The following is a 26,034-nucleotide window of genomic DNA, read 5'->3' on the forward strand; positions in this document are numbered from 1 at the left end:
GCAACGGCTCACCAAATCGCCTACCCGGTCGCACAAAAGGTGCGCCCAAGATAATCTGACCCGCCCTCCGGCGTGACGGGGCGGCAGGCGATGGCCCGACCCCTTCGGCGCGGATCGGGCCTAGCGGCGGCTCACCCTTAGGCGAGCACACCTTCCGCCGTGAGGGTCGTCTTGCCCCCCAGATAGGGCGCAAGCGCCTCGGGCAGTTTCACCGATCCATCCGCCTGCTGGCCATTTTCCAGCACTGCGATCAGGCAGCGCCCCACGGCCAGACCCGAGCCATTCAGCGTATGCACGAACTGCGGCTTGCCACCGCCTTCGGGCTTGAACCGCGCGTTCATGCGCCGCGCCTGAAAATCGCCGGTGGTCGAGACCGAAGAGATCTCGCGGTAGCAATCCTGCCCCGGCACCCAAGCCTCGATGTCATAGGTGCGCCGCGCGCCAAACCCCATGTCGCCGGTGCAGAGGATCACCGTGCGGTAGGGCACGCCCAGCTTCTCGAGGATGCCCTCGGCGCAGCCCACCATGCGCTGCTGCTCGGCGTCGCTCTCATCCGGGTGGGTGATCGAGACCATCTCGACCTTCTCGAACTGGTGCTGGCGCAGCATTCCGGCGGTGTCGCGGCCAGCGCTGCCGGCCTCGGACCGGAAGCAGAGCGTATGTGCGGTGAGACGGATCGGCAGGGCGCTTTGCTCCAGCGTGTCGCCACCCACCGAATAGGTCAGCGGCACTTCGGAGGTCGGCACCAGCCACCAGCCATCCGTGGTTTGATAGCTGTCCTCGCCGAATTTCGGCAGTTTGTCGGTGCCATACATCGCCTCGTCGCGCACCAGCACCGGCGAGTTCACCTCCGTCAGGCCGTTTTCGTCGACATGGGTGTCGATCATGAACTGCGCCAGCGCGCGGTGCACCCGCGCCACGGCACCTTTCAGCATGACAAAACGCGCGCCCGAGGTTTTGGCGGCGGTCTCGAAGTCCATGCCGGGTTTGACGCCCGCGATCTCGTAATGCTCGACCGGCTTGAAATCAAAGGCAGGCTTCTCGCCCCAGCTTTTCACCTCGACATTATCGTTCTCATCATCGCCTTGCGGCACGTCATCGGCGGGGTTGTTGGGGATGCGGGCGAGCATGTCGGTCAGCTTCGCGTCCAACTCCTGCGCCTCGGCGTTCATCGCGGCGACTTCGGCCTTCTTGTCGCTGACCAGCGCGCGCAGACGCTCGAATTCGGCCTCGTCGCCCTTGGCCTTGGCGGCGCCGACTTCCTTGCTGGCCTTGTTCTGTTCGGCCTTGGCAGTCTCGGCGGCGGCGATCTTGGCGCGGCGCGCGGCATCGAGGGACAGCACCGCCTGCGACATCGGAGCCTCACCCCGGCGGGCAAGGGCGGCGTCGAAACCTTCGGGATTGTCGCGGATGGCGCGGATGTCGTGCATGGGTTTGTCCTCAAGATCGGGTGAGTCGGTTTTGCTGCCTTATGCCTTAATGTGCGGTGCGGGGGTAGGGGCCGCAACCATGCGGCGATTGGCCCCGCGCGGGCGGGCAGGCGGCATCGGCTTTCCACCTTGCACCCCGCTGCCACCGCGCATAGGTTCTGGCCAAATTCTCAAGGCCCGTTTTGCGGCCCAATACCCATCGAAAAGGACGACCCCCATGGAAGGCATCCAGCAATTCGTGCCGCTGATCCTGATCTTCGCGATCATGTATTTTCTGCTCATCCGCCCGCAGCAGAAGAAGGCGAAGGAACATCAGGCCATGGTGGCCGGTCTGCGTCGGGGCGATCAGGTCGTGACCCAAGGCGGCATCATCGGCAAGGTCTCCAAGGTCAAAGACGATGGCGAGCTTGAGGTGGAGATCGCCGAAGGCGTGAAAATTCGCGTGGTGCAGGCCACCATCGCCACCGTGGTCTCCAAGACCGAACCGGCGAAATAAACCCTACCCCGAGGCCGCAACCCAAAGGCGGAACTATGCTACAGATTGATCTGTGGAAGCGGATTGTCATTGTCCTGACCTGTCTGGCAGGGCTTTGGCTGGCGCTTCCCAATGCCTTTTACGCTCCTGTCGAAAAGCACAATGACGCCGTCGCGGCCATCGAGGTTCAGGGCAGCACGCCCGAACTGGAAGCGCAGCGCGCGCTTTGGCCCGAATGGATGCCCTCGGGGCTGGTGAACCTTGGCCTTGACCTGCGCGGCGGTGCGCATCTGCTGGCCGAAGTGCAACTGGCCGATGTCTATGCCTCGCGCATGGAAGCCCAATGGCCCGAGGTCCGCGACGCTCTGCGCAGCCTCACCCCGGTGCGCCGCCAAGAAGCGCCAGCGGGGGAGTTGCGGGTCCGTCTGAACGATCCATCGAAAATGGCCGAGGCGCTGCAGATCACCCGTGATCTGGCCCGGCCCGTCACCACCGTGACCGGCGCAGGCGGCAGCGACATCAATGTAAGCGGGGCCGATGGTGTCATCACCATAACCCTGTCGGATGCCGAGAAACAGGCGACCGACGAACGCACCATGCAGCAGAGCCTCGAAATCGTGCGGCGCCGCATCGACGAAGTCGGCACCCGTGAGCCGACGATCCAGCGTCAGGGCGCGGACCGCATCCTGATTCAGGTGCCGGGCATCGGCTCGGCGGCTGAGTTGAAAGCCATCATCGGCACCACGGCGCAGCTGACCTTCAACCCGGTCGTCAATCGCGGCTCGAGCGAGAACGACAACCCCGGCATCGGCAACGCGATCCTGCCCGCCGCCGACGAAGAAGGCGTCTTCTACACGATTGAGACCGCCCCCGTCGTCACCGGTGAGCAATTGGTCGACGCGCAGCCAAGCTTTGACCAGAACGGCGCGCCTGCCGTGTCTTTCCGCTTTGACACTTCCGGTGCGCGCAAGTTCGGCGATTACACCGCCGAGAACATCGGCGCGCCCTTTGCCATCGTGCTTGACAACGAAGTCATCAGCGCCCCCACGATCCAGAGCCATATTCCCGGCGGGTCGGGCATCATCACCGGGCGCTTCACGGTCGAGGAAAGCACCAACCTTGCTGTTCTGCTGCGCGCCGGCGCCCTGCCTGCGGGGCTTAGCTTTGTCGAAGAGCGCACCATCGGGCCGGAACTGGGCCAAGACAGCATCGACGCGGGCAAGATCGCGACCGTGGTCGCCTTCGTCGCCGTGCTGTTCTTCATGTGGGCGTCCTACGGGCTTTTCGGCTTCTTCGCCAATCTCGCGCTGATCATCAACGTCGGGCTGATTTTTGGCCTATTGAGCCTGATCGGAGCCACGCTGACGCTGCCGGGCATCGCCGGGATCGTGCTGACCGTCGGCATGGCGGTCGACGCCAACGTGCTGATTTTCGAGCGTATCCGCGAAGAGCAGCGCAATGCCAAGGGGGCCGCGCGAGCGATCTCGCTGGGGTATGAACGTGCGCTCAGCGCCATTCTGGATGCCAATATCACCACTTTCATCGTGGCGGTCATCCTCTTCGCTCTCGGCTCTGGTCCGGTGCGCGGCTTTGCCGTGACGCTGGGGCTGGGCATCGTCACATCGGTCTTCACCGCCTATTTCGTCACCCGCTTGCTGGTGGTGATCTGGTTTGAACGCCGCCGTCCCAAGACAATCGAGGTTTGACATGCGACTGAAGCTGGTACCCGACAATACGAACTTCGATTTCTTCGGCTATGCCAAGATCACCTTCGGTGCCTCGGTGGTGCTGATGGTGCTGTCCCTGATCGCCTGGGGCGTGATGGGGCTGAACTTCGGCATCGACTTCCGCGGCGGCACCACCCTGCGGACCGAAAGCACCCAAGCCGTCGATGTGGGCGCCTACCGCGATGCGCTGGCCCCGCTGGAGCTGGGCGACGTGACCATCTCCGAGGTTTTTGACCCCGGTTTCGGTGCCGACCGCCATGTGGCGATGATCCGCGTGCAGGCTCAAGAAGGGCAGCAGGCGGCGACCTCCGACACGATCGAGACCATCGAAGCGGCACTGCAAGGCGTCGCCCCCGATATCAAGTTCACCTCCGTCGAATCCGTGGGCCCCAAAGTCTCGGGCGAGCTGATCCAGACCGCTTTCCTTGCCGTGGGCGGGGCGCTGGCGGCGATTCTGATCTACATCTGGCTGCGCTTCGAATGGCAGTTCTCGGTCGGTGCGGTGGTGGCGCTGTTCCACGACGTTGTGCTGACCATCGGGTTGTTCTCGCTCCTCCAAATCCGTTTCGACCTGCCGGTCGTGGCCGCGATCCTGACCATCATCGGCTATTCGATCAACGACACCGTTGTGATCTTTGACCGCCTGCGGGAGAACCTGCGCAAATACAAAAAGCGGCCCCTGCGCGATGTCATGAACCTCAGCGTGAACGAGACGCTGAGCCGTACGCTGATGACCTCGGGCACCACCTTGCTGGCGCTCATCGCCCTGCTGATCTTGGGCGGCGACGTGATCCGGGCCTTCGTCTTTGCCATCACATGGGGCGTGATCGTGGGCACCTATTCTTCGGTCTATGTGGCCAAGAACGTGGTGCTCTACCTTGGCGTCAAGCGCGATTGGTCCAAGCCCGACGCGGGCGCGGGCACGCAATTCGCCAATATTGATGCCTGACCTGCTGGCGCAGGCCATGGCCACCCCCGGGGTGGCGTGGCTTGCGCTGGCCGTGATCGTGGCGGGGCTGGTGCGCGGCTTTGCCGGGTTCGGCTCTGCCCTGATCATCATGCCTGTCGCGGCCTCTGTCCTGTCTCCGGTCGAAGCGATACTCTTTCTCACCGCGGCCGAGGTGATCGGCCCCCTGCCAAATCTCCCCGATGCCCTGCGCGAGGGCACACCCCGCGAAGTGGGGCGGCTGCTCTTCGGCGTGCTGATCGGGATGCCGCTCGGGCTCTGGGGGCTGTCGTTGGTCTCACCCGAAGGGTTCGGCTGGATCGTCTCGGGGGTGGTGCTGGGACTTCTGGTGCTGCTCCTCGCGGGCTGGCGCTATCATGGGCCACTGGGCGCGAAGCTGGTGACGGCCACCGGCGCTCTGGGGGGCTTTATGACCGGTTTCGCGGGCATTGCCGGGCCGCCGGTGATCCTGCTCTATATGGCGAGCCGGAAGCCCGCTGCGGTGATCCGGGCGAATTTCCTGCTCTATCTTCTGGGGCTCGACCTGATGCTTTTTGCCATGCTGGCGGCCACGGGGCAGGTGGTCTGGCCGGTGTTGTGGCTGGGCCTCTTGGCCGGGGTGCCGAATGTCATCGCCAATATCATCGGGGCGCGGCTATTTGACCCAAAGCGAGAGCGGCTTTTTCGCGCGGTGGCCTATATCGTCATCGCCGCATCGGCTATCCTCGGCCTGCCGTTGTGGAATATCTGAGCCTGTGAGGGACGCGACATGCGATTGAACGAGATCACCTATACCGACGCCAAACCGATCGACGGCTACGGCCCCGGCTTTTTTCGCATCGCCGGCGAGGTCGTCGAGGGCGCGCAGGTGATCGGGCCTGAAGGCATCACCGGCTGGGGCGGTCTGGCCGATCCCGCGCCAGTGCTGGCGCTGGCGGGAAAGGTGGATGTCGTCTTTCTCGGCACCGGGGCGGAGGTGGCGCATATCCCCGATGACCTGCGCGAGACCTTGGAAGAGGCCGGGCTGGGGGTCGAGGTCATGTCCTCTCCCGCCGCTTGCCGCACCTACAACATTCTGCTGAGTGAGGGGCGGCGCATCGCGCTGGCCCTCTTGCCGGTCTAAGGGCGGAGCGGCGCGGCCAGTGCAAGTCAGCAACCTCAGCGTCGCACGCGGCGGGGTGCCGGTGCTCTCGGGCCTGTCCTTCGGATTGGCGGCGGGGGAGGCCTTGGTGCTGCGCGGGCCGAACGGGGCCGGGAAGACGACGCTGCTGCGCTGTATCGCGGGGCTGCAAGCGCCCCTCGCGGGACAGATCGAGGGGGCGGAGGACCGGGTCGCCTATGCCGCCCATGCGGATGGGCTGAAATCCATGCTGACCGTACGCGAGAACCTGAGCTTTTGGGCGCAGGTCTTTGGCAACACTGACATTTCCGCCGCCCTTGACGGCTATGCGCTGCACCCTTTGGCGGACCGTTTGGCGGCGACCCTTTCCGCCGGGCAAAAGCGCCGTTTGGGTTTGGCGCGGCTCTTGGTGACGGGGCGGCCGATCTGGGTCTTGGATGAGCCGACCGTCTCGCTTGACGCGGATGCGGTGGCGCTGTTCGGCGCTGTCCTGCGCGGGCATTTGGCGAGCGGTGGATCGGCCCTCATGGCCACGCATATCGATCTGGGGGTTGAAGCGCGGATGCTCGACATCGGCGCCTATCGCGCGGCCCCCGATGCCGATCTCGGCGCCAGCGATGCGGCCTTTCTATGAAGGCGTTGTTGCTACGAGACCTGCGCTTGGCGCTGCGGGCAGGCGGGGGCTTTGGCCTTGGCTTGGCGTTCTTCCTGATCGTGACAATGTTGGTGCCCTTCAGCGTCGGGCCGGAGGCCACGCTGCTGCGTGCGATTGCGCCCGGTGTGCTTTGGCTCGGGGCGCTCTTGGCCTGTCTTCTGTCGCTCGACCGTCTGCTGGCGCTCGACCTCGAAGACGGCTCGTTGGAGCTGCTGCTGACCGCCCCGCTGCCGCTGGAAGGGGCGCTGGCGGTCAAGGCTTTGGCGCATTGGTTGACCACGGGGCTGCCGCTGGTGCTGGCGGCACCCTTTTTGGGGGTGATGCTGCAACTCGCCGCGCCGGGGCATCTGTGGCTGCTCGTCTCGCTGGCGCTCGGCACGCCTGCGCTCTCGGTGATTGGCATGTTCGGCGCGGCGCTGACGGTGGGGATCAAACGCGGTGGGCTGCTTCTGTCGCTGCTGGTGCTGCCGCTCTATATTCCAACGCTGATTTTCGGGGCCGAGGTCGCCCGGCGCGGGGCGGCGGGCTTGGAGGTCACGACGCCGCTTTTGATGCTGGCGGGGCTGACGCTGGCCGTGGTGGCCTTGATGCCATTTGCCGCAGCCGCCGTGCTACGGATGGGGTTGCGATGACCCCGAAAAATCGTGCATTGAGCACCACCCAACCGCGCGATAGGTAGTCGGCATGTCCCTTTGGCAATACGCAAACCCGGTCAAATTTCTTGCGCTTTCGCAGCGCGTGCAGCCTGCGCTTTGGGTGCTGGCAGCGGCGTTTGTGAGCGTGGGCTTGCTCTGGGGCTTTTTCGGCACGCCTGATGACGCGCGGCAGGGCAGCACGGTCAAGATCATCTACCTGCATGTGCCCGCCGCCCTGATGGCGATCAATGCGTGGTTCATGATGCTGGTGGCCTCGCTCATCTGGTTGATCCGCCGTCACCACGTCAGCGCATTGGCGGCCAAGGCCGCGGCCCCCGTGGGGCTGGTGATGACGCTGATCGCACTGGTGACGGGGGCGATCTGGGGCCAACCGATGTGGGGCACATGGTGGGCCTGGGATCCGCGGCTCACGTCCTTCCTAATCCTGTTCCTTTTCTACCTCGGCTACATCGCGCTGTGGCAGGCGGTCGAAGACCCCGACACCGCCGCCGATCTGACCTCGGTTCTTTGCCTTGTCGGCTCGGTCTTTGCGGTCCTGTCGCGCTATGCGGTGCAGTTCTGGAACCAAGGGTTGCATCAAGGCACCTCGATCCCCGTCGCGACAGGCAACCGCAGTGTGGCGGATGTCTTCTTTTATCCGCTGGTTCTGGCCATGCTGGGCTTCGGCCTGCTGTTTCTGGCGCTGGTGGTCTATCGCACGGGCACCGAAATTCGCCTGCGCCGCACGGCGGCGCTCAGGGCGCGGATGAACAGGGGAGCGTGATGCCGGAGCTTGGAAAATACGCGGGCGAGGTGCTCTCGGCCTATGCCGTGTCTCTGCTGCTACTGGCAGCGCTGATCGGCTTGACCCTCTGGCGTGGCCGCACAGCGCGCCGGGCCTTGGAAGAGACAGAGCAGGAGGCCGGACGCCGTGGCTAAACTCTCGCCCATGATGATCGCGCCGCCGGTGATCTTTGCCGCTTTCGTCGCACTGGCCGCCGTTGGCATGTACCGCGACGATCCCGAGGGGCTGCCCTCGACGCTGGTGGGGCAACAGGCGCCTGCCATGCCCGAGGCCACGCTGCCCGGCTATCCGCAGGCCACGGACGACATGCTGCGCGCAGGGCAAGTGAGCTTGGTGAACTTCTGGGCCAGTTGGTGCCCGCCCTGCCGCGCGGAACACCCCAAACTGCTTGAGATGCAGGCCGAGGGGATGAACATCATCGGGGTCAATTTCAAGGATACCGAGAAGAACGCGACCGCCTATCTGAGAGATGAAGAAAGCCCCTTTGCCGGGGTCGGTTTCGACCCGCAGGGCCGGGTGGCGATTGATTGGGGCGTGACCGCCCCGCCAGAGACTTTCATCGTCGACGGGGACGGCACGGTATTGTTCCGTTTTGCCGGGCCGCTGGTCGGCAGTGATTACGAACAGCGGTTCCTCCCGGCTCTGCGGGATGCGATCACCCGCTGATCTTGGCGGCGTATTCGACCAGACGTTTCGCCTGATATGTGACGGATTTCTTGCCCGTGTCGCTTAGCGGGCCGGGTTCGCAGGAGTATCCGTAGGGGTTACCGCCATCTTCGAATTTGATGCCTTCGGCATAGCCCGGCGGCACGATGATTGCCCCCCAGTGCATCGCAGTGACATAGATCGACTGAAGCGTCGTCTCCTGCCCGCCGTGCGGGTTCTGCGCCGAGGTGGTCGCCGTGATCGCCTTATTGGCAAGCGCCCCCGACTGCCAGAGCGGCCCCAACGTGTCGATGAAGGCGCGGAACTGGCTGGCGGCGACGCCAAAGCGGGTGGGGGCAGAGATGAAATAGCCATCCGCCCATTCCATGTCCTCGGGTTTGGCCTCGGGGATGTCCTGCATCTTGTCCAACTGCGCGCGCCACGCGTCTTGCCCATCGACGACGGCCTGCGGGGCGGTCTCGGCGCAGCGACGCAGGCGCACCTCGGCGCCTGCCTCTTCGGCGGCGCGGGCGGCTTGCTCTGCGATGGCGTGGTTTGTCCCATAGGTGGAGTAGAACAGAACGGTGATTTTCGGGCTCATGGTATCTCCTTTCTCGAGGTGCTTCGGGATTAACGGAATGCTTGGGTCTTCTGTTCCCCGGGGTCAGAGCGAATAGGGCCGCGCCCATTCGCGCAGGCGGTCGATAAACTGGGCATTGGTCAGCTGGTCCAAGCGGCCCTCGGGCGCGGTGAAACCGGGCAGCGGCTCGAGCGCGATGCGCAGGCGGCGCATTTGTTCGGGGTAGGGGGCCACCCGCTCGGCCAGTTCCACCATCCCTGCGGGCACCCGGCGGGCGGGGTGTTCGGCGCTGTAGTAGAGCGCGAATTGCATCGCATTGAGGTTCGACACCAGATCGGCGAGGGCGGGCATGATGACCGTGTTCATCTCATCGCTGTCCGCCGCGAACATCGACGCCTTGCTCAAAAGCCCCCGCGCTTGCGCAACGGTGGTGGTGGTCGACAGCACGAAGCTGACCGAGAGCGTGAGGATCACCATCCCATTGACCCCGACGAGCACGGACATCACCATCCAGAAGGGGCTTTGCGTCTGCAGCGGCCCGCCGCCGAGGGTCGAAAGCAGATGACCCACAAAGGCGGAGTCGCGGACAAAACCCGCAGGCTCTGTGCTATCCGACATGACCACGGCATCGCGGCTCAGCTGAAACACCAAAGTCCAGCCGAGGGAGACGAGCACGATCCAAGTCACCGCGATGGCTGTCATCACCACCGGGCCGGAAAGCCGGTGCCGGGCATTTCCCTTTGGCATGAGTTTGGTGAAAAGGAAAAAAGCCGCCCGTGCCACCCGCTCCGACAGGGGGGCCACAGGGGCCGCGCCAATCGCGGTATAGAGAAAATCCAGCAGCACGATAACAAGGATCACCGCGCCCAAAGCGCCTAGTGCGTAACTTGCTAACATTGCTGTGCCTTCCTCGAAAACAATCGTCTTACGAAGGCAACCCGTGATGAGGCGGCAGGTTCCCGCCTAGGGCGTTGGGGCAAAGAAAAGGAGCGGCCCACGGGGGCCGCTCCTTGGAATTGTTTGGCTGTGGCGATGGGCGTTTAGGCCGATTTCGCCAGATTGCGCAGCACGTAGTGCAGCACGCCGCCGTGCTCAATGTATTCGATCTCGATCGCGGTATCGATGCGGCACTTGAGGGTGATTTCCTTGGTGCTGCCATCCGCCATGGTGATCTTGCAGGGCACTTCCTGCAACGGCTTGATTGTGTCCAGCCCTTCGATTGAGACGGTCTCATCCCCGGTGAGTCCCAGCGATTTGCGGGTGTCGCCGCCGGTGAACTCGAAGGGGATGACGCCCATGCCAACGAGGTTGGAGCGGTGGATACGCTCAAAGCTTTCGGCGATCACGGCCTTCACACCCAGAAGGGCGGTGCCCTTCGCGGCCCAGTCGCGCGAGGAGCCCGCGCCGTACTGCTCGCCGCCGAAGATCACCAGCGGGGTGCCGTTCTCCTGATGCGCCATGGCGGCATCGAAGATCGAGGTCTGCGCGCCATCGGGGCCCTTGGTGTAGCCACCTTCGACGCCATCCAGCATCTCGTTCTTGATGCGGATGTTGGCGAAGGTGCCGCGCATCATGACTTCGTGGTTACCGCGACGCGAACCATAGGAGTTGAACTCCCGCACCGGCACCTGACGTTCGGTCAGATACTGGCCCGCAGGCGTGGTTTCCTTGAACGACCCGGCGGGCGAGATGTGGTCGGTGGTGATCATGTCACCCAGCACGGCCAGCACTTTCGCGCCTTCGATGTTCGAAATCGTGCCCGGCTCAGGCGACATGCCTTGGAAGTAGGGCGGATTTTGCACGTAGGTCGACTGCGGCGGCCAATCGTAGGTCTTGCTGTCGGTGGTCTCGACCGCCTGCCACTTTTCGTCGCCTTTGAAGACATCGGCGTATTTCTCTTGGAAGGCTTCGCGCGTCACGGTCTGTTCGACCAGTTCGGCGACTTCCTGCGTCGAGGGCCAAATGTCTTTCAGGTAGACGTCATTGCCGTTCTTGTCCTGACCCAGCGGGCTGTTGGTCAGGTCGTGGTTCATGTCACCCACCAGCGCATAGGCCACCACCAGCGGCGGGGAGGCGAGGTAGTTGGCGCGCACGTCGGGGCTGATGCGGCCCTCGAAGTTACGGTTGCCCGAGAGCACCGAGGTGCCGATCAGGTCATAGTCGTTGATCGCCTTGCTGATCGGCGCTTCCAGCGGGCCGGAGTTGCCGATGCAGGTAGTGCAGCCGTAACCGACGAGGTTGAAGCCGATGGCGTCGAGATCGTCTTGCAGGCCCGCGGCCTCAAGGTAATGCGACACGACCTGCGAACCCGGCGCCAGCGATGTCTTGACCCAAGGCTTGCGGGTCAGACCCAGCTCACGCGCCTTGCGCGCCACAAGGCCCGCGCCGATCATCACATAGGGGTTCGACGTGTTGGTGCAGGAGGTGATCGAGGCGATCACGATGGAGCCGTCATGCAGCTGGTAATGGCCGTCGTCGGTCATCACATAGCCACGGTTGTGGTGGCCCTCGTCGCCGGGAATGTCCTGCGGCTCGGGCTGGCCGCCTTCGCCTTCCCAACGGATTTCAGAGTTCGCGGAGGTGTCTTTGCCTTCGCGGATGCCCTTGACGTATTCGGCGAATGCCGTGTGCGCCTTGTCGAGTGCGATGTAGTCCTGCGGACGCTTGGGGCCCGAGATCGCGGGCACGATGGTGCCCATGTCGAGGGACAGGGTGTCGGTGTAAACCGGTGCGTAATCCGCATCGCGCCACATGCCGTTTTCCTGCGCATAGGCTTTGACTAGCGCCACGCGATCCTTGTCGCGGCCGGTGTTGGTCAGATAGCGCAGGGTCTCGTCGTCGATCGGGAAGAAGCCACAGGTGGCACCGTATTCGGGCGCCATGTTGGCGATTGTCGCACGGTCCGCCAGCGGCAGGTGGTCAAGGCCGTCACCGTAGAATTCCACGAATTTGCCGACCACGCCTTTTTCGCGCAGCATCTCGACCACTTTCAGCACGAGGTCGGTGCCTGTGGTGCCTTCCATCATGCGGCCCGTCAGCTCAAAGCCCACGACCTCGGGGATCAGCATGGAGATCGGCTGGCCCAGCATCGCGGCCTCGGCCTCGATCCCGCCGACGCCCCAGCCCAGAACGGCGGCGCCGTTGACCATGGTTGTGTGGCTGTCGGTGCCGACCAGCGTGTCGGGGTAGGCCACTTCCTCGCCGTTCTGGTCCTTGTCGGTCCAGACGGTCTGCGACAGATACTCAAGGTTCACCTGGTGGCAGATGCCGGTGCCGGGGGGCACAACGCGGAAGTTGTTGAACGCCTTCTGACCCCACTTGAGGAAGGTGTAACGCTCGATATTGCGCTCATACTCGCGGTCCACGTTCATCTGGAAGGCGCGCGGGTTGCCAAACTCGTCGATCATGACCGAGTGGTCGATCACGAGGTCGACGGGATTGAGCGGGTTGATTTTGTCCGCGTCGCCACCAAGCGCCACCAGACCGTCGCGCATCGCGGCAAGGTCGACCACCGCCGGCACGCCGGTGAAGTCCTGCATCAGCACGCGGGCCGGGCGGTAAGCGATCTCACGCGGGTTCTTGCCGCCCTTGGTCGCCCATTCGGCGAAAGCCTTGATGTCGTCTTGGGTGACGGTCTTGCCGTCTTCAAAACGCAGCATGTTTTCCAGAACGACTTTCAGCGCCGCTGGCAGTTTGGAGAAATCGCCCAGACCAGCCGCTTCGGCGGCGGGGATGGAGTAATAGGCGACGTTCTGGCTGCCAACGGAGAGGGTTTTCCGTGTCTTGGCACTGTCGTGACCGACTTGGATTGTCATGGCGGGCTCCCTTCGGGGTCTGATGGGTGGCTAGATTTCCGTCTCAATGCCACTACGGGCGCGGCGGTTCAACTGTTATCAAGCGGTTTCGCGCGATTTTGTATACCATTGTGTACCGACTTTAAAGGGGGCATCATGCGCATTTCAGGCTGTGGGCGCTAACGGCCGTTTCAACAAAGGTTGATTGGTATTTCACGCGCCCAGCCGTTAGACCAAAGCCATCACCGCGATATTGATCCGTCTGGAATTTTATGAAGCCCCTGATTTTTCCCGTCCTTGCCGCATTTTCGCTGCTGGCCGCGCCTTTGCAGGCTCAGCAGGAGCAGCCTGTGGTGGTCGAACTCTTTACCTCTCAGGGCTGTTCCTCTTGTCCCGATGCCGATGCGATGCTCGCCGAATTGGCCGAACGGGAGGATATCATCGCGCTCGCGCTGCATGTGGATTACTGGGATTACATCGGCTGGGAGGATCCTTTCGGCGATCCGGCCCATGCCGAGCGGCAGCGCGGCTATGCGGCTGTCGGCGGGCGGCGCAGCGTCTATACGCCCGAGCTGATCGTGCAGGGGCAGACCGATATCGTCGGCGCGAAACCGATGAAACTGATGGACGCGGTCGAACGTCATGCAGAGGCCGCGCCGCAGGTGGCGCTGACGGTCGCGCGGTCCGGTGCAGCGGTTGAGATCACGGCAGACCCTTTGGCCGGAGGCGTGGGGCCGATGCAGGTCCACATGCTGCGCTATTCCCCGATGGAGCGGACCAAGGTCACCCGGGGGGAAAACGCGGGCCATGTCATGGAGCACAGCAACGTGGTGCAGGGCTGGCAGGTCTTGACGGAGTGGGACGGGGCGGCGCCGCTGTCACTGCGTGCCGATGCTGAGGGCGATCTGCCCGTCGTGGTCATCGTTCAGCGCAAAGCGCAGGGCGGGCCGGGGGCGATCCTCGCCGCCGCGCGAGCCAAGTAAGGCGCGCCGTCAGGTTTCGTAGGGCCGCCAGCGGCGGTGCACCCAGAACCACTGTTCCGGCGTCTTGGTGACCTGCGCGGTCAGACTGTCGTTCAGCGCCTGCGTCATGGTCATCGGATCGCTATGCGGCACCGGCGCTTCGAGCACCACGTCAAAGCTGACGCCATCGTCCTGTCGAATGCCGTAAAAGGGGATCAGCAGCGCATCATAGCGCAGTGCCAGTTCCGCCGCCGAGATGGCGGTGCGGGCAGGCTTGCCGATGAAATCGAGGATCGGCGCGCGGATGACATGTTGGTCGAACAGCAGCACCAGCCGACCGCCCTGTTTCAGATGCCGCACGAAGCCCGCCGTGCCGCGCCGCCCTTGGGGGAACACCGGCCCGCCGAAAGCTTCGAGCGTTTTGACGTAATGCGCGTTGAAATAAGGGTTTTTCATCTCGCGGTAGAGCCCGCCGATGTCATAGCCCCGCGCCACGAGGGAGGCCCGCGCCGCTTCGTAATTGCCGTAATGCCCGGTCACGAGGATCACCGGCTGGCCCGTGCGGTTGGCCTCTGCCAGCGCCGCCATGCCCGGCCCCTGTGGGGCCACCTCGGCCATGCGTTTGGGAAAGTCCTCGGCGGAGTAATTCTCGATAAAAGACCGCCCGAGATTGTTGAGGCAGCGCGTGGCAATCTCCTCATGCCGGGCAAGCGGCATCTCGGGCCAGACATGCTCAAGATTGTCCAGCGCACGGCGGCGGTAGCCCGCGAGCGGGGCCAGAACATGCTGCACCAATCCGCCGACAAAGCCGACCCGCGTCTTATAGGGCAGGGCCAAAGCGGTGCGGATGATGCCGACGATCAGCAGGTTGCTTAGGTAATGCCGGGCCCGGCGACCGAAGGGATAGGGTTTTTTGGCTTGGGGGGCTGGGTCCGACATGGGCTCTGACAGGCTGTTAAACTTGTCCTGACATAGCCTGCGCCGACGCGCGCAACAAGCCGTGCCGAGCGCCATAGGCCGGGGTCAGCCGTCAGAGGCCCGGGCAGCGCGTGCATTGTACTTGGTCGCCGGTGGCAATCTCAGGCGGTGGCGTCCGGTACGCAGGTGCCGCTCTTGATGTCGAGTTTCATACCCTCCGCGCAGGTCATGACCTGTTTGTCATGAACACAGCCCGAGGCGAGGGCGAGGGAGGGGGCCGTGAGCGCCATGAGGGCGCCGAGTGTCAGTGCGAGTTTCATGTCGTTTGCTCCTTTGACAGGCGCGGACAGGGTACACCCACCCGCGCCAATCTCAAAGCAATAGGATGAACGCCTTACGCGCCGAAGACGCGCTTGAAGATCGTGTCGACATGTTTGGTGTGGTAGCCCATGTCGAATTTCTCGTTGATGCCCTCTTCGCCGAGCGCCGCGACGACCTCTTCATCGGCCAGCAGCAATTCGCGGAAATCGAGCCGTTCTTCCCAGACCTTCAGCGCGTTGCGCTGCACCATGGAATAGGCGTCTTCGCGGCTGACGCCCGCTTGGGTCAGGGCCAGAAGCACCCGCTGGCTCATCACGAGGCCGGGAAATTTGTTCATGTTTTCCAGCATGTTATCGGGGAAGATCAGCATCTTGTCGACGACGCCCGCCAGACGGTGCAGGGCGAAGTCCAGCGTCACGGTGGCATCGGGGCCGATGCCGCGCTCGACGGAGGAATGCGAGATGTCGCGCTCATGCCAAAGCGCCACGTTCTCCATCGCCGGGATTACCGACATGCGCACGAGCCGGGCCAGACCGGTCAGGTTCTCGGTCAGCACCGGGTTCTTCTTATGCGGCATGGCCGAGGAGCCTTTTTGCCCCATGGAGAAGAATTCCGCCCCTTCCAGCACCTCGGTCCGCTGCATGTGGCGAATCTCGATGGCGACGTTTTCGATGCTGCTGGCGATGACGCCGAGCGTGGCAAAGAACATCGCATGACGGTCGCGCGGGATGACTTGGGTCGAAATCGGCTCGGGGTTGAGGCCCAGTTTCTCACAGACATGCTCTTCGACGCGCGGGTCGATATTGGCGAAAGTGCCGACCGCGCCCGAGATCGCGCCGGTGGCAATCTCCTCACGCGCGGCGACGAGACGGGCGCGGTTGCGGTCCATCTCGGCATAGAAACGGGCAAAGGTGAGGCCCATGGTGGTGGGTTCTGCGTGGATGCCGTGGCTGCGGCCCACGCGCACGGTGTCTTTATGCTCAAGCGCGCGTTTCTTCAGCGCGGCAAGCAGCTTGTCCATACCGTCGAGCAGCAGGTCGGCGGCACGGGTCAGTTGCACGTTGAAACAGGTGTCGAGCACGTCGGAGGAGGTCATCCCCTGATGCACGAACCGCGCCTCATCGCTGCCGACATGTTCGGCCAGATGCGTGAGGAAGGCGATGACGTCATGTTTGGTCACGGCTTCGATCTCGTCGATGCGAGCCACGTCAAATTCGACGTCCTTGGCTTTCCAGACGGCTTCGGCATTCTCGCGCGGGATGGTGCCCAGATCGGCCATGGCGTCGCAGGCATGGGCCTCGATCTCGAACCAGATGCGGAATTTCGTTTCCGGCGACCAGACGGCAACCATATCGGGACGGGAATAGCGGGGGATCATGCGCGCACCTTTTTAGGACAGGGGATGGGTCAAGGGCGGCATAGACTGACTTGGGGGTAAGAACAAGTCTGAGGGGGGAGGGCCAGCGCCTGCCCGGTCGCATCAAAGGTGCGCCAGATATACCGGCACGCCTTTAATATGGCGGGCGGTCAGGCGATGGCCCGGCGTCTGCGGCGTGATTCCGGGCCAGGGTGTTAGAGTCACCGTCGTTACAGAAGCTCCGTCACCACCGTCGAACTCCGCTCCAACGTCCGATGCACGGGGCATTTATCCGCAATCTGCAAGAGCCGTTGGCGCTGCTCTTCGGTCAAATCCCCCTCTAGTCGGATACGCCGCCGCCATGTGTCGATCTTCTCCGCCGCCCCGGTGCCTGCGTCCTGCGCGTGCACCTTGTCGTGGCAGACATCCACGCTCACGCCGTCGAGCGGCCAGCCTTTGCGCCGGGCATACATGCGGATGGTCATCGAGGTGCAAGCGCCCAATCCGGCGGAGAGAAACCCATAGGGCGACATGCCGCGGTTGGTGCCGCCATAGGCCCGCGGCTCATCCGCCAGCGCGTGGTGATGCGGGCCTGCGGTCACGTCTTGTAAGAACCCATCGGCATCCGCTTCGGTCACGCGAACGATGCCTTCGGGCGCGCCGGGGGGCGGGGCGGGGGATTTCAGCGCCATGTAGCGATCCGCCCATGTGGCGATGATTTCTGCCGCATATTCGGCGTCGCGCGGGCGGGTGATCAGGTGGTCGGCATCGTCAAGGGTGACAAAGCTTTTGGGGTGTTTCGCGGCCATGAAAATCTGTCCGGCGTTGTCGATGCTGACGATCTCATCGCGCGGCGCGTGCATCACCAACAGGGCGGCTTTCAGCCCGGCGATATCGGGGGCCAGCGTGGCGCCCTGCACATCGTCGATAAACCCCTGGCTAATGGTAAAGGGCCGTCCGCCGAGATTGACCTCGGCACTGCCATTGGCCGAAATCTCGGGCAGGCTTTCGGCGAAGTTATGGGTCACATGGGCGGGATCGAACGGCGCGCCGAGCGTGGCGACGGCGCTGACATGAGGCAGTTGTGCAGCGGCTTTCAGAACCGCCGCGCCGCCCAGTGAATGGCCGATCAAAAGCGCGGGGGCCATGTCACGGCCCGACAGATAGCGGCAAGCGGCGAGCAGATCATCGACGTTGGACGAGAACGACGTCTCCTCGAAAGCGCCTTTCGAGTGGCCCAGTCCGGTGAAGTCAAAGCGCAGCACCGCAATCCCCATCGCCGCCAGACGGCCGGCGATGCGCCGCGCGGCGGGGCTGTCTTTGCCGCAGGTGAAACAATGCGCGAAAAGCGCGGTCGCCAGATGCGGCCCCTCCGGCATGTCCAACCGGGCGGAGAGTTCCGTGCCGCCCGAGCCGGGAAAGGTGATGCGTTCGATGGCCATGAGGCTCTCCAGTTTGCTTGGGCTAAAGGTGACATCTGTAGCGGTCGGATCAAGGGCCGGGGCCGCGCGCTCACCCAAGCGTGACGCGAAAGCACTGCGCGTGATCGCATTTGCCCGGGCTTGTTGCTTTGTATACGACTTGTGCAAAACCCCTGTCGGAGACATATCTTGGCCCAGCCCCCCAAACCGAACCTGCACCCTGCCACCATCGCGGCTCAAGCCGCGGGCGCCGTCGATCCTGCGTCGGGCGGGGTGGTGCCGCCGGTGCAATTCGCCACCACCTATCTGCGGGATGAGAATTACGATCTGGTCAATCCCGACAACGTCTATCTGCGCTCGCATAACGAAAATACCCGCGTGGCGGAGCGTCTGCTGAATGCGCTGGAAGGGGCCGACGAGACGCTGATCTTCCCCTCGGGCATGGCGGCCATCGCGGCGGTCTTTCGCACCGTTCCCAATGGGGCGAGCGTGGTGGTGCAAAGCCAGATTTACTGGGGCACGACGAAATGGATCCGCGATTTCTGCGCCCGGCGGCAGATCGCGCTGCATGAGGTGGACGCAAGCGATCTGGATGCCTTCGCCGCCCTGTGCCGCGCCGAAAAGCCCGATCTGTGCCTGATCGAGACGCCGTCGAACCCATGGCTGCGGATCACCGATATCGCCGGGGCCGCCGCCGCCGCGCATGAAGTGGGCGCGACGCTGGTGGTCGACAGCACCGCGGCCACACCGGTGCTGAGCCAGCCGTTGGAGCTTGGCGCGGATATCGTGATGCATTCGGCGACCAAGGGGATCAACGGCCATTCCGACGTTCTGGCCGGATCGCTCGCCACCAAAGACGCCGGGACGCCGCGCTGGCAGATGATCCGCGATGACCGCAACGAGGCGGGCGCGGTCATTGGCCCGATGGAGGCGTGGCTGCTGGCGCGTGGGATGCGCACCCTGCCGCTCAGAATGCGCGAAATGTCTCGCAATGCCATGACCTTGGCCGAGTTCCTGTCGGATCATCCGCAGGTGGAACAGGTGATGTACCCCGGCCTGCCGGACCATCCCGGCCATGCGCTGGCCGCGCTACAGATGCGCGGCGGCTATGGCGGGCTGTTGTCCTTTGTCGTCAAAGGCGGAGCCGAGGCGGCGTTGAAAGCGGCGGGGCGGATGCAGCTGTTCCACCGCGCGACCTCGCTCGGGGGGGTGGAAAGCCTGGTCGAGCATCGCCACACGATCGAGCCGCATACCGGGATCCCCGAGGGGCTGCTGCGTTTGTCGGTCGGGATCGAGGATGTCGAAGACCTTGGCGCCGATCTGGGCCAGGCGCTCGGGCAGTAGGTGCAGGGAAACCGGATTGGCCGCGCACCCTCGCGGCCAATCTTGCATCACCTTTCAGACCATTCCTGCAACTTGTCGATCACCCCATCGGTCAGCGATTGCAGATCCTCCTGCACCGCCAGCGCCGGGCAGGGCTGATCTAGCCGCGCGGCCATATCGCCCATGTGAAAGCCATTCGCGCTGTCGAGCGTTTCCAACTCCTCCCATGTCACCGGCACGGCGACCGGCGCAGCGGGACGCGCGCGCAGGGAATAGGGCGCGATGGCCGTGGCGCCGCGTTCATTGCGCAGCCAGTCGATGAAAATCCGGCCCTTGCGCTTGGCCTTGGACATGGTCGCGATATAGCGGTCAGGGTCTTGCGCGGCCATGACATGGGCAAAGGTCTTGGCGAAAAGTTTGACCGTTTCCCAACCGCGCGTCCGGCGCAGGGCCAGCCAGACATGCACGCCCTTGCCGCCGGTGACGATCACCCCCGATCGCAGGCCGAGGGCCGCCAGCGCATCGCGCAGCTCAAAGGCCGCCGCGCGGACATCGGCCCAGTCCAGCCCTTCATCAGGGTCGAGGTCGAAAACCAGCCGGTCGGGGCGGTCCAACCGATCTACCCGCGCGCCCCAGGTGTGATATTCCAGACTGCCCATCTGCGCCGCCGCGATCAGGCTGTCGGGGCGCGTGGCATAGAGGTAATCCGCCGCCTCGCCATCGCTTTCCTCGATCGAGACGCGTGACAGCGCGTCGGGCATCCCGCCGCTGTCGTGCTTCTGAAAGAAACATTGCCCGTCGATCCCCGAGGGGCAGCGGAAGAGCGACAGCGGGCGGTGGCCCATGAGGTCGATCATTCGCTCGCCAACACGTTCGTAATGCCGCGCCACATCGCCTTTGGTGCAACCCGCATCGGGGAAGACTCTGCGGTCGGCGTTGCTGATCTGCACGCCGCCGATCTTGCTGCCGTCGCCCATTTCCGGCTCCTCCTGCGGTTCCTCCATGGTCACGTTGCTCGCGTTCTTATCCTCGCGCAGGCCCAGAAAACTGCCGTGGCGGATCACGCCATCGGCGGTAAATTCGGCAAAATCGACCTCGGCCACCAGATCGGCGCGGATCCATTTGGCATCGCGCGCCACCTCCGCAGGCACATCGGCTGCGGGCGGGGTCTTGCGGGCGGTCATGGCGCGGGCGAGGTCGGCCATCACCGCCTCGGAAAACCCCGTGCCGACGCGGCCCTTGTAGCGCAATTCGCCGCCCTCATGGCTGCCCAGCAGGAGCGAGGCAAAGGCGCGGCCCTTTTTGTCGGAGGGGGAATAGCCAATGATGACGAATTCCTGCCGCCGGGTGCATTTGACCTTGAGCCAGCTTTTGCTGCGCCTGCCAGTATAGGGCGCGTCGATGCGTTTGGAGATGATCCCCTCGGCCCCGGCTTTGCAGGCGCGGTCGAAGACTTCGGGGCCATGGCCGACGACATGCTCGCTCAGCCGCAGCGGCCCGCCTGCGGGCACGCCGGATAGCAACTGCGCCAGACGGGCGCGGCGGTCCATCTGCGGCGCGGCGCGAAAATCCTCCCCGTCGAGCGACAGCAGATCGAAGGCGTAAAAGACCAGCGGATGCCCCTCTTTCAGCGCCTTTTGCAACGAGGAGAAGGCCGAGCCGTTGATCTTGGCCGCCATGACCTCTCCGTCCAACAGCGCCCGGTCGCAGGGCAGCGGATCGAAGGCGGCCGCAAGCGCGCCGAACTTAACGGTCCAATCCTTGCCTGAGCGGGTAAATAGCCGCGTGCCGTCCTTGCCGAGGGACACCAGACAGCGGTAGCCGTCGAACTTCGTCTCATGCATCCAGCCGTCCCCCTCGGGCGCGTCGGCGACGAGGGTGGCAAGCTGGGGTTTGACGAAAGCGGGGTTCTTGCCTTTGCGTTTGGGGCGCGGGTCGGCGACCTTTTTGGCGGGGGCGTCCTTGGCGATCTCGGCCATTGTGCGGCCCGTGGTGATCGACCGGGCGGTGCCTTTGGTCAGCCCATCGGGCAGATCGCGGGCATAGTCGTCACGTTCCTTGATCAGCAGCCAGTTCTCTCGCTTTTCCCGGCGCCGCATCCGCACCAGCGTCCAACCGCCCTGCATGTGCTGGCCCTGCAGCGTGAACTTGAGTTTGCCGTCTTTCAGCCCCTTGGCCACATCGACTTGCGGCATCCATGTGCCCCGGTCCCAGAGCATCACCGTACCGCCGCCATATTGCCCCTTGGGGATCGTCCCCTCGAACCCGCCGTAGTCGAGCGGGTGGTCCTCGGTCCGCACGGCAAGGCGTTTTTCCGACGGGTCGGGGGAGGGGCCTTTGGTCACGGCCCAACTCAGCAGCACCCCTTCCCATTCAAGGCGGAAATCATAGTGCAGGCGGGTGGCATCGTGTTTCTGAACGACAAAACTCTGCCCCGCGCCGCTGCCGATCTGGCCGCGCGGCTCGGCTGTCGCCTCGAAATCGCGTTTGGCGTTGTAGCTGGCCAGCCTGTCGGGGGATTTGGCCATCACGAGGCCTTCTTACGCGGCGCCTTTTTCTTGGCGCTGGATTTCCTACCCCCCGCTTCTTTCAGGCTCTCTTTCAGCGCGCCCATAAGGTCGATCACATTCTCGCCCTCGGCGGCGCTGTCATCCCCGGTCTGCACGCGCGGGGTCTTTTTGTTCTTCACCTTCGCATCCAACAGCTTTTGCATCGCTTCGGCGTATTTGTCGGTATAGGCGGAGGCGTCGAAGGGCGCGGTTTTCTTGTCGATCAGCGAGGTCGCAACCTCCAGCAGTTCCTTGTCGGTCTTGTCGTCCTCGATATCGGTGAAAATCTCATCCGCCTCGCGCAGCTCATCGGCATAGTGCAGCGTCTCCATCAACAGCCCGTCGCCGCAGGGTTTGATGCAGGCCAGATATTCCTTGCCCCGCATGGTGACCTGCCCCAGACCGACCTTGCCTGCCTGCCGCAGCGCGTCGCGCACCACGCGGTAGGCGTCTTGGGCCAGATCGTCGGAGGCGGTGATGTAATAGGGTTTGTCGAAATAGAGCGGAGAGATTTCGCAGGCATCGACGAATTGCACCAACTCGAAGGTTTTTTTCGTCTCCAGCTTGATCTCATCCACCTCATCGGGGTCGAGCAGGATATATTCGTCGCTGCCGACCTCATAGCCTTTGACGATATCCTCAGCCTTGACCGGACCGATGCCGGGCACGGATTTCTCATAGCGCACCCGCTTGCCCGAGGGTTTGTGAATTTGCCGGAAGGAGACTTTGGAACTGGTCTTGGTGGCCGAGAATATCTCGACCGGGATCGACACCAGCGAGAGGCGAAGTTGACCTTTCCAAAGTGCGCGCGGTGCCATGAGACCTCTCCTACTTGCCCTTCGCGCGGCCTAGCCTGTCGGCTTTGACCGCGTCGCGTTGGCCCATCGGCTCGTCCGGACCGGTGGTGCTGTCCTTGCGGGTCTGGGCCTCCATCTCGGAGTTGAACTCAGCCCCCAAAAGCACGATGAACGCCGAGATCCACAGCCACATGAGCAAGATGATCGCCCCGGCCATGCTGCCGAAACTTTCGTTGTAGCTGCCGAAATTGCTGACGTAGATCGAGAAGCCGACGGAGGCTACGATCCACAGAATACAGGCGATGATGGAGCCGGGGGTGAGCCATTTCCATTCCGCATCGTCGCGGGCGGGGCCATAACGGTAGAGCACCGCCAGCGCGAGCGTGGTGAGTGCTGCGAGCAGCACCCAACTGCCATAGGTGAGCAGCGTCTCAAACCAATCCGGCAGGGCGAAGAAGGCGACCACGGCAGGGACGGCCAGTGTGGCCGAAAGACCCAAAAGCAGCACCCCAATCAACATGAGGGTGAGGCCCAGCGTCCAGATGAGTTTGGGAATGAAACCGCGTGTCTCATCTTCGTCATAGGCGACGTTCAGCCCCTCCATCAGACTGCCCACACCCTTTGAGGCGGAGTAGAGCGCGAGTGCCAGACCAATCAGGAAGGCCCAGCCGAGACCCGTCTCTTCCGACCCGGTCACGGCGACCGCTTGGTCAAGGATGATCGTGGCGGCTTCTTCGGGAATGAGGTTCGTGAGGGATTCAAGTTGCGCGGTAACCTGCGCGGGCTCCATCACCAGCCCGGCGAGGGCCATCAGGGCGGTCACAGCGGGGAAAATCGCCAGCAGCGCGTAAAAAGCGACACCGGCGGCGACAAGCGACACGTGATCGGCGGCGATCTCATCCTTGACCCGCAATAGGATATCTTTCCATCCGGGGGCCGGTATTTCCATCGGCGTTTCCGCTTTCCGTCCGCGCGCCATATCTGGTCCTTCGAATTTTAACTTGAGGCGTAAAATATGCCCGCCCCCGAGGTCGGGAGCGGGCCTAGGCTTGGCTTAGCTCTTCACGTCACCGAGCTTTTGCTTGTCGGCTTCGTTCTTGGCGGCATCGGCCACGCGCTGACCGCTTTCCTTGGCTTTCTTGACGGCGGCATCGGCGGCGGTCTCTTCGTCGGCGGCGGCGTCGGCATTGGCCTTGGTCTCTTTTAAGACCTTGCTCGCTTCGTCCGTCGCTGCCTTAGCAACCTTGCTGAGCTTGTCACGCTCTTCCGCGTAGATACGCTCGGCCTCGTTAAAAAGCGCGTCGCTATGCTCGCCCAGATAGGCGTCTTCGGTGCGGCTGCGGGGCAGGGCGGCACCGATCGCGGCACCCACGGCGAGGGCCAGCGCACCGGCGACCATCGGATGCTCTTCGAACATATCCGCCGCACGCTCACCGCCCTGGCGGGCATAGCGGCCACCGGCATTCCACGCGTCCACAGCACGAGCACGGGCCATCACGATACGTTCACGCGCTTCGGCGGTCATGTTCTCGGTGCCTTCCGACAGACGGTCCCGCAGCGCATGGGCACGCTCGTTGGCGGCATTGGCGCTGTCACGCACGCTATGGACGGCGCCGCTGGCGGTGCTGCGGATGCTGTCGACGGCAGAGCGTGTGCCATAGGACGCGCGGTCCCGGGCATAGCGGGCACCACTGGCGACCGACGACCCGGCAGAGCGGGCACGACCGGCAGCCGAGCTTGCAGCGCCCTTGACGCTTCCGGCGGCAGAGCCTGCGGCCCCGGACACGCCGCTTGCGGCGGAGCCTGCGGCCCCTTTTACGCTGCTTGCGGCCGAACGGGCACGGTCACCAAGGCCGCGACCGTCATCGTCGTCATGATGCACATCACGGGCCCATGCAGGCACATTGTCGCCCGCGCCACGTTCGGAGCCATAGCTGGACGCATAGGCGCTCGCCGGGGCCGAGGAACGGCGGGCGTCGCGCAGGGCGGGGCGGTTTTCAGTATCGGTGACCGGCACCGGCACGGGATGTGCGCGGTCGCGGTCCAGCCCTTCGTAGCCCCGGCGATCGCGGCTGCTGCCGCTGCCGAACATCATCCACGCAAGACCCGCGCCGGTCAGCGCCAGCGCAACCGGGTTGCGCTTGGCCGCGTCAGAGATGGAGCGCCCCCAGTCGCCGCCATGTTCGCGGAACTGATTGGAAAACTGGCGCGCGATGCCTTCGACCGAAAAGCGGTCTTGCAAATCGTCCAGCGTATTGGCCAGACCGGCGCGTTCCCGTTCGATTTCGCGTTCAATTTCTTCGGGGTTTCTGGAGTCATTTGTCATCGTAGACCTCCTTCATGGTCTCTGCGTCACGCTTGACGTTTTTAACGGTGCGGGTCGGCGCAAGGCTGTTAAGCTTCAGATCGTTGGTGCCTTTCTGGACCATCACATAGGCGACGATGGCCAGCAGAACGCCGACGATCACGGCAGACCAACCGGCGGCAATGCCAGCTTCGGTCAGGGCAGCAACCAGAGCGGCGCTCAGTACGTTGAGAGCGGTCAGGGCCACAACCACGGCGCCGACGATCAGGCCAATGGCCACGCCCGCATGTTTCAAGTTTTCGTTCACTTCAGCGCGGGCCAGATCGACTTCTTTGCGCATCAGCGAACTGACGTGGGAGAGTGCTTCGGTCAGCAGGCTCCCGGCGGATTTATTGCTTTCGGTGGTCATGCTTTCTCTCCTGTTACGACGTTGGGCGCGGCAGGCTGTGTCGGCTGAGCGGCGGTGCGGCCCGGCACGGTGCTGGCAGCGCCCGTGGGCGGCGTGCCTGGCATCGGGCGATCAATGCGGTCGTCATCGTCATATTCGACGCCTGAGCCGGCATAGCCGCCCTGTGGCCGATCGCTGGAGGCTTTGGCGAAACGGGTCGCCACGAAGCCCAACAGGGCCGCGCCACCGAGAAAGACCAGCGGGTTACGCTTGGCGAAACCGTTCAGATCGCTCATCATTTCGCCCAAGTCTTTGTCGCGCATGGTGTCAGAGACATCGGCAAGACCGTCGGCCAACTGGCTAAAGCTGCGTTCCTGCGGGGAGCCGCTGCGCAGCTCATCGGCTGCGGTGCGCAGTGCGGAGGCCACGCCTTTCACCTCGTCAGCGGCGGTGTCGCGCGCCTGGTAGGCGTAGTTTGTCGCTTCGGCAGAGACGGTATCAGCCACGTCGCGGGCGTGTGCCTTGGCGGTGTCAGCAGCGCTGCTTGCGGCAGCGGCGGCCTTGTCTTTCGCAGCGGCAGCCTGCTCTTTGGCGGCGGCGCTTTGAGACTGTGTGGTGTTGTTGTCGGGCATGGTGACCTCCTTTAAAATACGAGATTCAGGATCGCGAGAACGACCACGATCAGGCCGATGAGGTAGAAAATTCCGTGCATGGGTCCCTCCATTCGTGTGCAGCAATTTGCTTATCTACGGTCCAACGACTGACGCCGCGCGCGGTTCCCCGGGCGGGGTAAAAGATTGCTGGGAACCCCTTGGCTTGCGGGGGTAAAATGGGGCGCAAAGGCGTTCCCCTTGCACAAAAGCAAGCGGCGCGCCCCGATT

The 26,034-nt window shown here is 63.9% G+C and carries 26 protein-coding genes; 12 read left to right on the plus strand and 14 right to left on the minus strand.

Annotated elements, in window-relative coordinates; genetic code table 11:
* Nucleotides 1-137 precede the first annotated feature (137 nt).
* Nucleotides 138-1,430: a serine--tRNA ligase gene (gene serS / locus ACGYK7_RS07515; protein ID WP_394400531.1), complete on the minus strand. Its 1,293-nt coding sequence runs from the start codon at nt 1,428-1,430 to the stop codon at nt 138-140.
* A 217-nt stretch (nt 1,431-1,647) separates the two neighbouring features.
* On the opposite strand from serS, the gene yajC reads away from it, so the two are divergent.
* The 10 genes from yajC to ACGYK7_RS07565 are packed head-to-tail and all read left to right on the plus strand — an operon-like array spanning nt 1,648 to nt 8,459.
* Entirely contained in the window at nt 1,648-1,926 is a 279-nt protein-coding gene (gene yajC / locus ACGYK7_RS07520; protein WP_067627241.1) for a preprotein translocase subunit YajC, read from the plus strand.
* Between the two features lie 35 nt (nt 1,927-1,961).
* Nucleotides 1,962-3,611, plus strand: a complete 1,650-nt coding sequence (secD, locus tag ACGYK7_RS07525) for a protein translocase subunit SecD (protein ID WP_394400533.1) — start codon at nt 1,962-1,964, stop codon at nt 3,609-3,611.
* 1 nt (nt 3,612) lies between these two features.
* On the plus strand, nt 3,613-4,581 hold the full coding sequence (gene secF / locus ACGYK7_RS07530; protein ID WP_394400536.1) for a protein translocase subunit SecF: 969 nt from the start codon (nt 3,613-3,615) through the stop codon (nt 4,579-4,581).
* Entirely contained in the window at nt 4,574-5,329 is a 756-nt protein-coding gene (locus ACGYK7_RS07535; protein WP_394400538.1) for a sulfite exporter TauE/SafE family protein, read from the plus strand. Before secF ends, ACGYK7_RS07535 begins: the two co-directional genes overlap by 8 nt.
* Nucleotides 5,330-5,347: 18 nt before the next feature.
* Nucleotides 5,348-5,701 (plus strand): Mth938-like domain-containing protein, encoded by a 354-nt coding sequence (locus tag ACGYK7_RS07540; protein ID WP_394400541.1) that lies wholly within the window; start codon nt 5,348-5,350, stop codon nt 5,699-5,701.
* A 19-nt stretch (nt 5,702-5,720) separates the two neighbouring features.
* A complete protein-coding gene (ccmA, locus tag ACGYK7_RS07545; RefSeq protein WP_394400544.1) occupies nt 5,721-6,332 on the plus strand; it encodes a heme ABC exporter ATP-binding protein CcmA in 612 nt (203 codons plus the stop codon).
* Nucleotides 6,329-6,985, plus strand: coding sequence for a heme exporter protein CcmB (ccmB, locus tag ACGYK7_RS07550; protein ID WP_394400547.1), 657 nt, complete (start codon nt 6,329-6,331; stop codon nt 6,983-6,985). Before ccmA ends, ccmB begins: the two co-directional genes overlap by 4 nt.
* 52 nt (nt 6,986-7,037) lie before the next feature.
* Nucleotides 7,038-7,772 (plus strand): heme ABC transporter permease CcmC, encoded by a 735-nt coding sequence (gene ccmC, locus ACGYK7_RS07555; RefSeq protein WP_067266389.1) that lies wholly within the window; start codon nt 7,038-7,040, stop codon nt 7,770-7,772.
* On the plus strand, nt 7,772-7,927 hold the full coding sequence (gene ccmD / locus ACGYK7_RS07560; RefSeq protein ID WP_394400550.1) for a heme exporter protein CcmD: 156 nt from the start codon (nt 7,772-7,774) through the stop codon (nt 7,925-7,927). Before ccmC ends, ccmD begins: the two co-directional genes overlap by 1 nt.
* A gap of 13 nt (nt 7,928-7,940) precedes the next feature.
* Nucleotides 7,941-8,459: a DsbE family thiol:disulfide interchange protein gene (locus ACGYK7_RS07565; protein ID WP_394400887.1), complete on the plus strand. Its 519-nt coding sequence runs from the start codon at nt 7,941-7,943 to the stop codon at nt 8,457-8,459.
* Here the strand turns inward: ACGYK7_RS07565 and ACGYK7_RS07570 are convergent.
* The 3 genes from ACGYK7_RS07570 to acnA all read right to left on the minus strand — a co-directional run bounded on the left by ACGYK7_RS07570 (nt 8,449) and on the right by acnA (nt 12,833).
* Nucleotides 8,449-9,039 carry an NAD(P)H-dependent oxidoreductase gene (locus tag ACGYK7_RS07570; RefSeq protein WP_394400552.1) on the minus strand — a complete coding sequence of 197 codons (591 nt, stop codon included), beginning with the start codon at nt 9,037-9,039 and terminating at the stop codon, nt 8,449-8,451. The two genes, ACGYK7_RS07565 and ACGYK7_RS07570, sit on opposite strands and share 11 nt — an antisense overlap.
* Before the next feature lie 63 nt (nt 9,040-9,102).
* Nucleotides 9,103-9,915 carry a hypothetical protein gene (locus ACGYK7_RS07575; RefSeq protein ID WP_394400554.1) on the minus strand — a complete coding sequence of 271 codons (813 nt, stop codon included), beginning with the start codon at nt 9,913-9,915 and terminating at the stop codon, nt 9,103-9,105.
* Between the two features lie 143 nt (nt 9,916-10,058).
* The gene (gene acnA, locus ACGYK7_RS07580) at nt 10,059-12,833 is read right to left on the minus strand and encodes an aconitate hydratase AcnA (RefSeq protein WP_394400556.1); all 2,775 of its coding nucleotides are present in this window, start codon (nt 12,831-12,833) and stop codon (nt 10,059-10,061) included.
* A gap of 251 nt (nt 12,834-13,084) precedes the next feature.
* On the opposite strand from acnA, the gene ACGYK7_RS07585 reads away from it, so the two are divergent.
* Nucleotides 13,085-13,795 (plus strand): DUF1223 domain-containing protein, encoded by a 711-nt coding sequence (locus ACGYK7_RS07585; protein ID WP_394400559.1) that lies wholly within the window; start codon nt 13,085-13,087, stop codon nt 13,793-13,795.
* 9 nt (nt 13,796-13,804) lie between these two features.
* Here ACGYK7_RS07585 and ACGYK7_RS07590 read toward each other — a convergent pair whose 3' ends face one another.
* The 4 genes from ACGYK7_RS07590 to ACGYK7_RS07605 form a co-directional block, all read right to left on the minus strand.
* Nucleotides 13,805-14,713, minus strand: a complete 909-nt coding sequence (locus ACGYK7_RS07590) for a lysophospholipid acyltransferase family protein (protein ID WP_394400562.1) — start codon at nt 14,711-14,713, stop codon at nt 13,805-13,807.
* Between the two features lie 140 nt (nt 14,714-14,853).
* On the minus strand, nt 14,854-15,012 hold the full coding sequence (locus ACGYK7_RS07595; protein ID WP_394400565.1) for a hypothetical protein: 159 nt from the start codon (nt 15,010-15,012) through the stop codon (nt 14,854-14,856).
* 74 nt (nt 15,013-15,086) lie between these two features.
* Nucleotides 15,087-16,391 (minus strand): adenylosuccinate lyase, encoded by a 1,305-nt coding sequence (gene purB, locus ACGYK7_RS07600; protein ID WP_394400567.1) that lies wholly within the window; start codon nt 16,389-16,391, stop codon nt 15,087-15,089.
* 209 nt (nt 16,392-16,600) lie between these two features.
* Nucleotides 16,601-17,812 (minus strand): alpha/beta fold hydrolase, encoded by a 1,212-nt coding sequence (locus tag ACGYK7_RS07605; protein WP_394400570.1) that lies wholly within the window; start codon nt 17,810-17,812, stop codon nt 16,601-16,603.
* Nucleotides 17,813-17,980: 168 nt separating this feature from the next.
* Between ACGYK7_RS07605 and ACGYK7_RS07610 the strand changes: the two genes are divergently transcribed.
* Complete coding sequence (locus ACGYK7_RS07610) at nt 17,981-19,135, plus strand: trans-sulfuration enzyme family protein (RefSeq protein ID WP_394400573.1); 1,155 nt, start codon at nt 17,981-17,983, stop codon at nt 19,133-19,135.
* 47 nt (nt 19,136-19,182) lie between these two features.
* On the opposite strand, the gene ligD is transcribed toward ACGYK7_RS07610, so the two are convergent.
* The 6 genes from ligD to ACGYK7_RS07640 form a co-directional block, all read right to left on the minus strand.
* Nucleotides 19,183-21,642 carry a DNA ligase D gene (ligD, locus tag ACGYK7_RS07615; RefSeq protein WP_394400576.1) on the minus strand — a complete coding sequence of 820 codons (2,460 nt, stop codon included), beginning with the start codon at nt 21,640-21,642 and terminating at the stop codon, nt 19,183-19,185.
* The gene (locus ACGYK7_RS07620) at nt 21,642-22,481 is read right to left on the minus strand and encodes a Ku protein (RefSeq protein WP_394400578.1); all 840 of its coding nucleotides are present in this window, start codon (nt 22,479-22,481) and stop codon (nt 21,642-21,644) included. The genes ligD and ACGYK7_RS07620 overlap by 1 nt, the downstream gene beginning before the upstream one ends.
* Nucleotides 22,482-22,491: 10 nt before the next feature.
* Entirely contained in the window at nt 22,492-23,439 is a 948-nt protein-coding gene (locus ACGYK7_RS07625; RefSeq protein WP_394400581.1) for a YihY/virulence factor BrkB family protein, read from the minus strand.
* Between the two features lie 75 nt (nt 23,440-23,514).
* Nucleotides 23,515-24,786, minus strand: a complete 1,272-nt coding sequence (locus tag ACGYK7_RS07630; RefSeq protein ID WP_394400584.1) for a DUF3618 domain-containing protein — start codon at nt 24,784-24,786, stop codon at nt 23,515-23,517.
* Entirely contained in the window at nt 24,776-25,174 is a 399-nt protein-coding gene (locus ACGYK7_RS07635; protein ID WP_394400587.1) for a phage holin family protein, read from the minus strand. The genes ACGYK7_RS07630 and ACGYK7_RS07635 overlap by 11 nt, the downstream gene beginning before the upstream one ends.
* Nucleotides 25,171-25,785 (minus strand): hypothetical protein, encoded by a 615-nt coding sequence (locus ACGYK7_RS07640; protein ID WP_394400590.1) that lies wholly within the window; start codon nt 25,783-25,785, stop codon nt 25,171-25,173. Before ACGYK7_RS07640 ends, ACGYK7_RS07635 begins: the two co-directional genes overlap by 4 nt.
* Nucleotides 25,786-26,034 lie beyond the last annotated feature (249 nt).

The sequence above is a fragment of the Sulfitobacter sp. 1A15299 genome (assembly GCF_043556915.1).
Lineage (GTDB): Bacteria > Pseudomonadota > Alphaproteobacteria > Rhodobacterales > Rhodobacteraceae > Sulfitobacter.